At 55.9% G+C, this 8,470-nt stretch carries 5 protein-coding genes; all 5 read right to left on the bottom strand.

Annotated elements, in window-relative coordinates; genetic code table 11:
- Positions 1-203: hypothetical protein (locus C7H10_RS12615; RefSeq protein WP_146136814.1), on the bottom strand; the 203-nt coding region annotated here is incomplete at its 3' end.
- 144 nt (positions 204-347) lie between these two features.
- The gene (locus C7H10_RS12610; RefSeq protein WP_106695141.1) at positions 348-2,498 is read right to left on the bottom strand and encodes a hypothetical protein; all 2,151 of its coding nucleotides are present in this window, start codon (positions 2,496-2,498) and stop codon (positions 348-350) included.
- Between the two features lie 34 nt (positions 2,499-2,532).
- Complete coding sequence (locus C7H10_RS12605; protein ID WP_167392902.1) at positions 2,533-4,503, bottom strand: YCF48-related protein; 1,971 nt, start codon at positions 4,501-4,503, stop codon at positions 2,533-2,535.
- Between the two features lie 65 nt (positions 4,504-4,568).
- Positions 4,569-6,062: a toxin-antitoxin system YwqK family antitoxin gene (locus C7H10_RS12600; RefSeq protein WP_106695139.1), complete on the bottom strand. Its 1,494-nt coding sequence runs from the start codon at positions 6,060-6,062 to the stop codon at positions 4,569-4,571.
- 30 nt (positions 6,063-6,092) lie between these two features.
- On the bottom strand, positions 6,093-8,453 hold the full coding sequence (locus C7H10_RS12595; protein ID WP_106695138.1) for a hypothetical protein: 2,361 nt from the start codon (positions 8,451-8,453) through the stop codon (positions 6,093-6,095).
- Positions 8,454-8,470: the final 17 nt, after the last annotated feature.

The following is an 8,470-nucleotide window of genomic DNA, read 5'->3' as shown; positions in this document are numbered from 1 at the left end:
TGGCCGTCTTGCCACACCACCAGGTCCACCGGTTGTTCCAGAACGTCAGCAGCGGCCACATCGGGGTCGGTGCTCGCCAGTTCTAACCGGCCATGAAACAAGGAAGACAGCTGTTCGGCCAGCTTAAAGCCAACTACCGAAAAGTGATCTGAGGGGAATTCGCCTACACGGGCGGTGAACTGCAATCCGCTTGCCTGGGGCATGACTTCGGTCCCTGAAGAATAGTGGTTTGTAACTGACTCATCCTGAGCCCGACCGATTATAACCGCACAGTCGTGGATTACAAACCACCGTTCTTTGCGCTACTCCTCAACAAAATGATATTCCCAATGGCAACCAACGCCTACTCAACGAGCACCTTGCAGAACACTCACAGGATACTCCACCGAGTCAATGTCCCCCCAATAACGGATCAGACCACTACCATCCTGAAGCCGCTCAAGCTCTGGACCGGGCCAGCCATTGCCGAGGGGGAACAGCGCACCGCCTTCCTCATTGAAGGCGACCAATGGCAGCTGCTTGAGGCTGAACGCCGACTGCACCTCCTGCAGCGTTTTCAAAAACTCCGCACTGACTTTAAGCGTGCCGTTCTCAACCTGCTCCAGTTGCGAATTACCACCCGCCGACACCATCGGCAGGGCACTGCGCTCCATCCGATAGCTCGCAGCCTCATCACGCTCAGACTTCAGGTCAAATCTTGGCACGTTACCCCGGTACAGCGTTCTCTCGGATACCACTCTACCGCCACTGAGCGTTGTAAGCGCCGAAGGGACCGTCAGGGTAATCTCTTCCGTCCTGGTGCTGTAATAGTGGAACTGAAGACGATCCACCGGATGTGATTGTGTTCCGGTGTACTCGAAAATGAACACACCTCTCTTCTCATGAGGCGGCAGTGCTTCAAGGTAATCGAGGAACACCTTTGCCATTTCCCGCTTTCCCCCGCGGGTATTAGCTGAAGCGGTGTCTATCGCCGCTAATGCCGATTCAATCGTGGAATGGGCCATTCGCATCGTAAACTGGGGAACCGCGTCTCCAGACTGGTCCACGGGGTACCCCATTACGGGCGGTAATTCACCCACCGGAATACCTTCTTCTGTTTCGACCCGGATGCGCACCCGCTCGGGGCTCCAGTCTTCGATGGTCAACGTCAAACCCGCGCTGTCTAATTCAATCTCCTTCTGCGACGGCGTTAACAGGGCCGTTTGCATCTTGTCTGGCCGCGTTACCCTCATGTCGAGCTCAATCGTATCAACAGATTCGAGCTGATCATCCGTTAACTCCTGCCTTAGAAAAGGTAACCGGTCCGACCGGGGTCGGCTCTGACCAGCGTCCGGTTTGAGTAACGTGAAATCCGGATTGGGCACTACATTATTCCCCACTGGCTCCCCGTCCGAGCCCAGCAGTCGCACGGCTGTCACTGGCGAGAACTGCACTCGCTCCAAATCGCTTGAGTTTACCTGTGGTTCGACCCCCAGACCTCGCCTGTAGCCATAGTCAACTGGCTGCATTCCGAACCACACCAATGTTCTGCTCAGCTTTGCCAATCCCTGATCCGCCGACACTGCCCCGAATGGGGGTTTAAAGTGACGGGCGAACTCGGAACTGGATGTGTCAACCGGGAGAGCCCGCACAGACCACTCGGCCTGAGAAAGCAACCGGTCCGGCTCGGGCCCTGAAGGTATATCCGTCTGCCTGAGCGACAGGCGGCTGTTTACCTCGAACATGGTTCCACGGTAATTTGCCCCACCAAGAACCTTTGCAGCAGCCTGCCGCGGCCAGCCACTCTCTCGCTCCAGCTCAAGGTAACCCGAAATATGGTAGGCATTCGCCTGAACCTCACGCTCAGGATCAAGAGGGCCAAACGTCAAGGTCACGGTCTGATCATCAAGATGACTGACTTCAAATTGGAGCGGGTGCAGGGTTAAGCCGTCCATCTCCCGCTCCGCTGTTTGCCACGTCATTCCGGCGGCAAGTTCATCGCTCGGAAACTGAGCCGGGTACCACGCAAACAGTCGAAGGCTTCTGAGCAGCACAACCTGAAGAAACTCTGGCCGCGCCTCACCGCTTTCGAGTCCATCTGAAGGCCCCTGATACGACACATCCATCGGCACCCCGCCATGGCTGATGCGCTCAACCACACCGGCTTTGAGGAAGTCCGCCAGTCGGGTCTTTTCATCACTCTGGCGACCGACGGACTCTGTATCGACCAGCGTTCGACGGCCAACTCGCTCCGAAGCCCTGACCACCCCGGAGCGTAACTCGGTAAAATCATCCCCGGCATGAACAACTTCGCTGCGAAGGATACTGTTTGTATGACTGGAGATACCTTTTCGATTAGCCCACCCCGGCATGCTCACGTCTGAAGTCTGATCGACAACAAAGTAGCGAACATCGCCTGCTTCGGGATCGAAGGCCAGGGTCTCTTGATCGGATAGCCAGATAACCCCCGCTAAACCCAGCGCAAATACGCAGGCCAATACTGCGATAATCCTCATCATTCATGTCCTTTCCATGGATTTTCAGTTTGTTCATTCAGTGCATCGTCAGTGCGGTCCGGTCAAGCCGGTATACATTCAAATTCAGGCTTTTGTCGGATTCTGCCAGCGCTTTTGCTTCCTCGAACTGACCCAGCATCTCGCTTATTCGTCCTGACTCATCCTTTGCTCCGTGCTTGCCGATAACAAGGGCTAACGGGTTCACACAGCTCGAATGCTCCCAAAGCAGGTGCACACCACGGCTATACCATTGCTGATAACCGTCGGCCGAGAACCACTTCCAGTTTCCATCGTGCCTGGCTACCTGATTGTATTTGAACAGCTTGGCCACGGAGAGAAGCTCCCCACCCAGAGATGCACCACTGAGGTGAGTTTCAAGATCGGCAGACAACCTTAATGCCTCTTCGGTGCTGCAACGGTGCGAATCAGCCGTTTTCAGAGCAATCTCGTAGAGATACTGTGCTGGTATATCCTGGCTGTCAGCCCCCTTTTCGGTGTCCGGCAAAGTTTCGTATAACTTCTGCAAGCTCACATATTCAAGCTTATCAACCGTATAGGCGGGTGACTGTGCGTCAAAGCTGTTCTGATAGTCTTTGAAAAATGAAACCAACGCTGAGGGTGCATTGCCGTCCACCTCTTCAGACAAGTCAACTTCGGCCTGCAGAGTCATGGACCGGAAATTTTCAGAGACGACATTGCCAGCCAGTCCGGACTGAAAGATGCGTCTTTCAAGGTAGGGTCGTTCTTCATCGCTATAGTCCCTGGAACGTGAGACTACCGGGTGATGGGTTCCTGTAGAGCTGTCAAGAACAATGTGCGTCTGATCCTCGCTCCAAAGAGACGTCACACCCAAGAGACCAAGCTTCCCTTGCAACCGCTGCTCTGCCAGAGCTTCGTGCAATTGGTGAATATCGTTAAACACCGCAGGCGTCAGAACATCGTCTGCTTCCGATCTGGCAGAGACATTCACAGAGACCCAGCTTGCCTGGTCCTTCGGCGCATCGCCGAATGAACGCCGAAAGCTGCTGGTGTTCAGATCAAGAAGCCGCACCACCTCCGGACGATGCAAAAGCGCCTTGGTCAGCAGGTAGCCCGTGTACGGGTTCGCCTTATCCGTGCCTGCAAAGTGGTAATCATTGTCGGCAAGAAAACCAGTTCCCTGAGCACCGGTTACCAGTAGTCGTCCATTCTGTCCTTCCACAACTCCGGTCAAGGTTCCCGGCGGCAAATGTTCATCCTGCAGAAACATGGCCTCTCCGGCATGACGGCGAACCACCATGCCTTCGCTGCCAACCAGCAAAACGCTGCCATCACCAAGATGTGCACCAGCCAGGTAGTTGGCGGAGCTGGTGGTTTTAACTTCATTCCAGGTGGCTCCCGCATCCGCTGTTTCCAGTATCAGCCCATGAGAACCGAACGCCAGTATCCTACCAGACCCCAGATCGATCATGCCGAGCAGAGCCTTGCGACCAGGCCCATGCACCCGGTTCCACTTGCGCTCCCCCGGCAAGCGAACCAGCATTTCGCCCGCGCTGGTCGCAATCAGAGCATGGCCACTGTCGAGCAACAGCGCGGCATTATGGATGGAAGAATATCGCCCGGCTTCATAGACTTCGCGAGACCAGCTATCGCCGCCATCCCGGGTGGCCAATATCAGATTATCCTCACCAACAATCAGCCCTTGTTGATCCTTGCCAAACGTGACATCCATTAATGCCAAATTCGGGTGTTCTTCACCGGCAAACTGCACCTGCTGCCAGCTTCTACCTCCATTCAGGGTTTGCAAAACAATGCCATTGTGCCCTGTAACCCAGCCCTGCTTTTCGGTGACAAACTCAATGGCGGTCAGCGTGTGCTCAACGCCTGAGCTGACCACTTGCCAGCTGTCCGCGTTATTGTCAGACACCCGAATAGCCCCCGCCTCCCCGACAGCAAACACACCCTCACCGCCGAATGCCAGCCCCGTAAAGACTCGCTGCGATGGCGTTTCCTGCCCAGAACCCGCCATGCCTGGAACCAGAAATCCAAGAACAACGAGGGCGGAAACGATTGCTAGCAAAATAAGAGTTTTTTTCATCGAGTGATCGTCCCTGATCCTGAATCCGGGGATAAATCCATATAGAAGGAGCCCTCTCCCACCCTTTCCCCGTTGTCATAGTGAAGGCTGAAGAGGTGCTGTCCGAAGTCTCCCGTTTCAAGAAACTCGCCGTGGGGAACGCCATTACGGTAACTTCGCTTGCTTGCCATCCGGCCCTCGCGGTCAAAGCTATACTGGGCACCGTGCAGGTTACCCCGGCGATAGTGGGCCTTCTCAATCAGCCGGCCATGCCTGGTGTATTCAAGGTAATCGCCGTCTGGTTCGCCCTCATGGTAAGACGTCACCACCCGATTACCCGACTCTGTTTCGTGGTCTGCCGGGCCATGCTTTTCATCGTTCTTGTAGGTGATATAAGCCCTGCGAATACCATCGGCATCCATCACCTGCATCAACCCATGCAGTTTGCCATTTTCGTAACGAGCCTCTTCACGAGAGCCATCCCGCGCCACGCTCAGCCATAAGCCGGTTTTCTTGCCATGTTCGTAGTTGCCTTCAACTCGCTCCTCCCCTGAAGACGTCTCGACGAATCGCCCGTGCAACACACCATCCACGTAATGAGCGGTTATCACGTTGCGCCAGTCTTTTTGGATGAACAGGCCCTGGTAACCGTGCGGCCCCTCCTCCTTGCGCGCAACAAGGTTGCCGTTTTCGTCATACTCTTCCGCTAGCTCCCAGCCGGGCTTTTTATGATGCAAACTCCGCAACTGCTCCGCCTCGCCGTAGTGCTCCTCACGTCGCTCAACTTCTCTTCCACTGTCATCCAGCACTCGCATCACATTGCGTTTCAATAAGCCAACTTCACTGTAGGTGCGGTCCTCGCCTTCAGGCTCAAAGTGCTGACCAACAAAGTAGATGCGTTTCAAGGCACCGTCTGGATAGTAGCTCTTTTGGATTCCCTGGCGCCGGCCATTTACGTATTGCTCTTCCAGCACCAGCCTGCCGCCCCGGTACTCGGTGTAAAAGCCTTGTTTTCGGTAGCTTTTCATCGTGTAGGCGCGGACAACCCTGCCTTCAGAGTCGAACTCCTGGTAATCGCCATCGACCAAACCACCGCCATAGTAGGTAACCTTGCGCTTTAGCTGGCCGTTCGGGAAATACTCCTCAGACTCACCGTGCTCAACCGGCGTTGATCGCCCACAGTTGCATACATCATCACGCGGAACATAGTGTGTTTTCCGAGCCAGCTGCCCATCAGGGTAATACTCCCGAACGCCTCCAAGCAGAGCGTAGCGATTAAACTCCGGCGTCAGGGACTGCCCTTCCAGGGCAAGTTGCCCGTCCGGATAACGCACCACTACCCGGTACCGTTCTCCCTCTTTGGCAAAGGGCAATTCGAGATACTTTGCCCTGCGGTCATCCGGGTCTGCCCCATCAAAGTAGCGCCAGTCCTCCTGCAGCCAGACACGTTGGCCTGCCTGAACAAACAGGGGCAAAAGCAAAAGAATAAAAACGAGTCGTCGATTCATCATGACTATGTCCACACAAAAGGTTCTGGCAAATCAGGGAAGTGGCGGAAACTGCACCGGCAACTGAATGGATTCGCGATTCACACGGGCCGGATACCGGACTTCCGCCACCTCACCCCAAAACCGGAAGCGACGACCTACAGGCTGGTCATACATAGCAAAATTCCCATATACGCCTTCCGTCAGCGGCTCCAGCGCCAAACCGTCCTTGCTGAATGCAACGAATGGAAGCTCGCTTCGCAAACCGAAACCTCTGCGCGCCCATTTGAGATTCTGGTGCAGGGCCTCAGACACCTCCACGGTGTTGTCATCCAGCCAGCGCACTTCCGGGTCGGACCCCGGCGCTGAGGTTTTCATCTCAACACCGGTTACACAATCCACCAACACATCGACCGCGTAATCGTAGAAGAATGAAACACCGTGAGCGGTTGTCAGAAGATGCCCTTTCCTTTCTCCGAAGCTCTGGTAGGAGAAATCGAGCGGGCTCCTTTGGTACTCCGGCGCACCAGCAACGGACAGTTCGCAGCGATCACCCAGGCCATCGGGCAAACCAACACTGAGCCAGTTCGTCGACAGGCCTCTCGTGGAGACGTCCTCTGAGTGCAACGATACAGGGGGTAAATCGGACAACTCTGTTCTGTTAAGAAAACGTTCGCCGATCACGGGGCCGCCACTGAGCGTAGCATCAGCATTTCTGGCCACCAGGGTTCTGGCCTCCGTTTGGGTGCTGTGTAGGTAGACCACCAGCGCCTCAAAGGTGGAGCCTTCCGGCACGGAGATCTCGTAGATCATATCGCCGCGGCGCTCCTGAAGCGGCTTCGCCAGGATCTCCACAGCGACCTGATCGGCAAAGTAGTCCGATAACGTGCTGGGCGAAACGTAATCATATTCCTTAAGCAAGGCCGCCCTCATCGGCTCAACCAGCGAGTGACTGGTTCTGGGAGTGAAGGCCGGAAGCCGCTCACCGTTTCGGTCTAGTGGCACCACGCTGACCAAAGGCTGGTCTTGAGGAAGGTAGCCGTCATCCCGGCTCATGCGAACAAGGGCCTTATCGTAAGACCAGGACTCAACCGTCAACGTGACACCAGCTCCGACCACGTGGTGCTCCGTGTCGCCACGATTCAGGGTGATGGTAAACAGTTCGTCCGGCGTGGTAACGCTCAGATCTACCTCTACCCGATCGACCAATGCCAGCTGGTCATCGCTCAGGCCATCTGATAAGAAGGGCTTTAATCCAGAGCCCGGATCAAGCAGGCTTTCTTTCCAGGCTCTCGACAGAAAATCCGGATTAACCTGCACATCCTCCGCAACGGGAGCTCCCTCCTCAGAGAGAAGGCGCACCGCTGTTGGCGCGTGGAACTCAAAACTGGAGACGTCCAGTCCATGGGGCTGATAGTTCAAGCCATGCTTTTTGCCCCTTTGCCCGGGGCCAAACCAGAGCAGCGTTCGATCCAGCCACGCCAAAGACTCCTCTGGCGTATATGGGCCAAAAGGCGGTAAAAAATAGTTCTGGAATAATTCGGTATCCGTCTCCAGCTCATAGGCGAACATGGCACGCTTGGCGTTGAACCTGAGTCGGTCACGGCGCGTGACCGGATCAACGCCGGTTTGCTCCAGGGTAATCCGGCTGATCTGCGTCATCGGCTCGCCATCCAGGTTGGCCTCTTCGGTGATCGTTGCCCCGGCTCTCAGAGGCCAGCCACTGTGCCGCTCAAGCTCCAGATACCCCTCTACTTTTCGAGCGCCTTCAACACCTGCATCTCGGTTCCGAAATTTGAGTGTTAGCGAATGCTCGTCGATATAGCGGACTTCGTATTTCAGCGCAGGCATAGAAACGCCGGCGATGTGTTGCGGTGGCGTGTTCCAGGTTGCGCCCAGGCGGGGTTTACCGCCAGACAGATCAACTTGGTACGGTGCGGAGACGCTGAGGCCGCGATGCAACATGTTGCGGGCCACATCATCTTCATCGCGCTCAGATCGCAGGATTGAGGCAAGACGGGAGTCCGCATAGGCGCTTTGCAACAGTTTGCCGCGCTCAGAAATCCGCTGCACAACACCGGACGTCGCCAGGCCGGCCATCGCCTCGATGTCGGCACCATAGGCCGCCGCACCACCAGCATTGAAGAGTTGCCTGCCATTACGGGAGAAGTGAGTGCGGAGCGCCCGGGAGCGGATCTCGTAACCATCATCTTGCAGGGGGCCGGCGTCGGTTCTGAGAAGGCTTCTCATGACCAGCGTACTTTCGGGCGCCAGGCGCTTTTCCGGGCCCCAGTATTCGACTTGTTCCGCAACCTTGAAGTAGCGAACATCCCCCTCGGCGGGGCTAAAGGCGAGCGTGCTCTTGGTAACCCACATGAAACCGGCACCACCGAGCACAACAACAAAAGAAAGCACGACGAGACTCCGCATCG

Source organism: Marinobacter shengliensis, assembly GCF_003007715.1.
Classification (GTDB): Bacteria; Pseudomonadota; Gammaproteobacteria; order Pseudomonadales; family Oleiphilaceae; genus Marinobacter; species Marinobacter shengliensis.
This window is presented reverse-complemented; position numbering and strand designations above follow the sequence as displayed.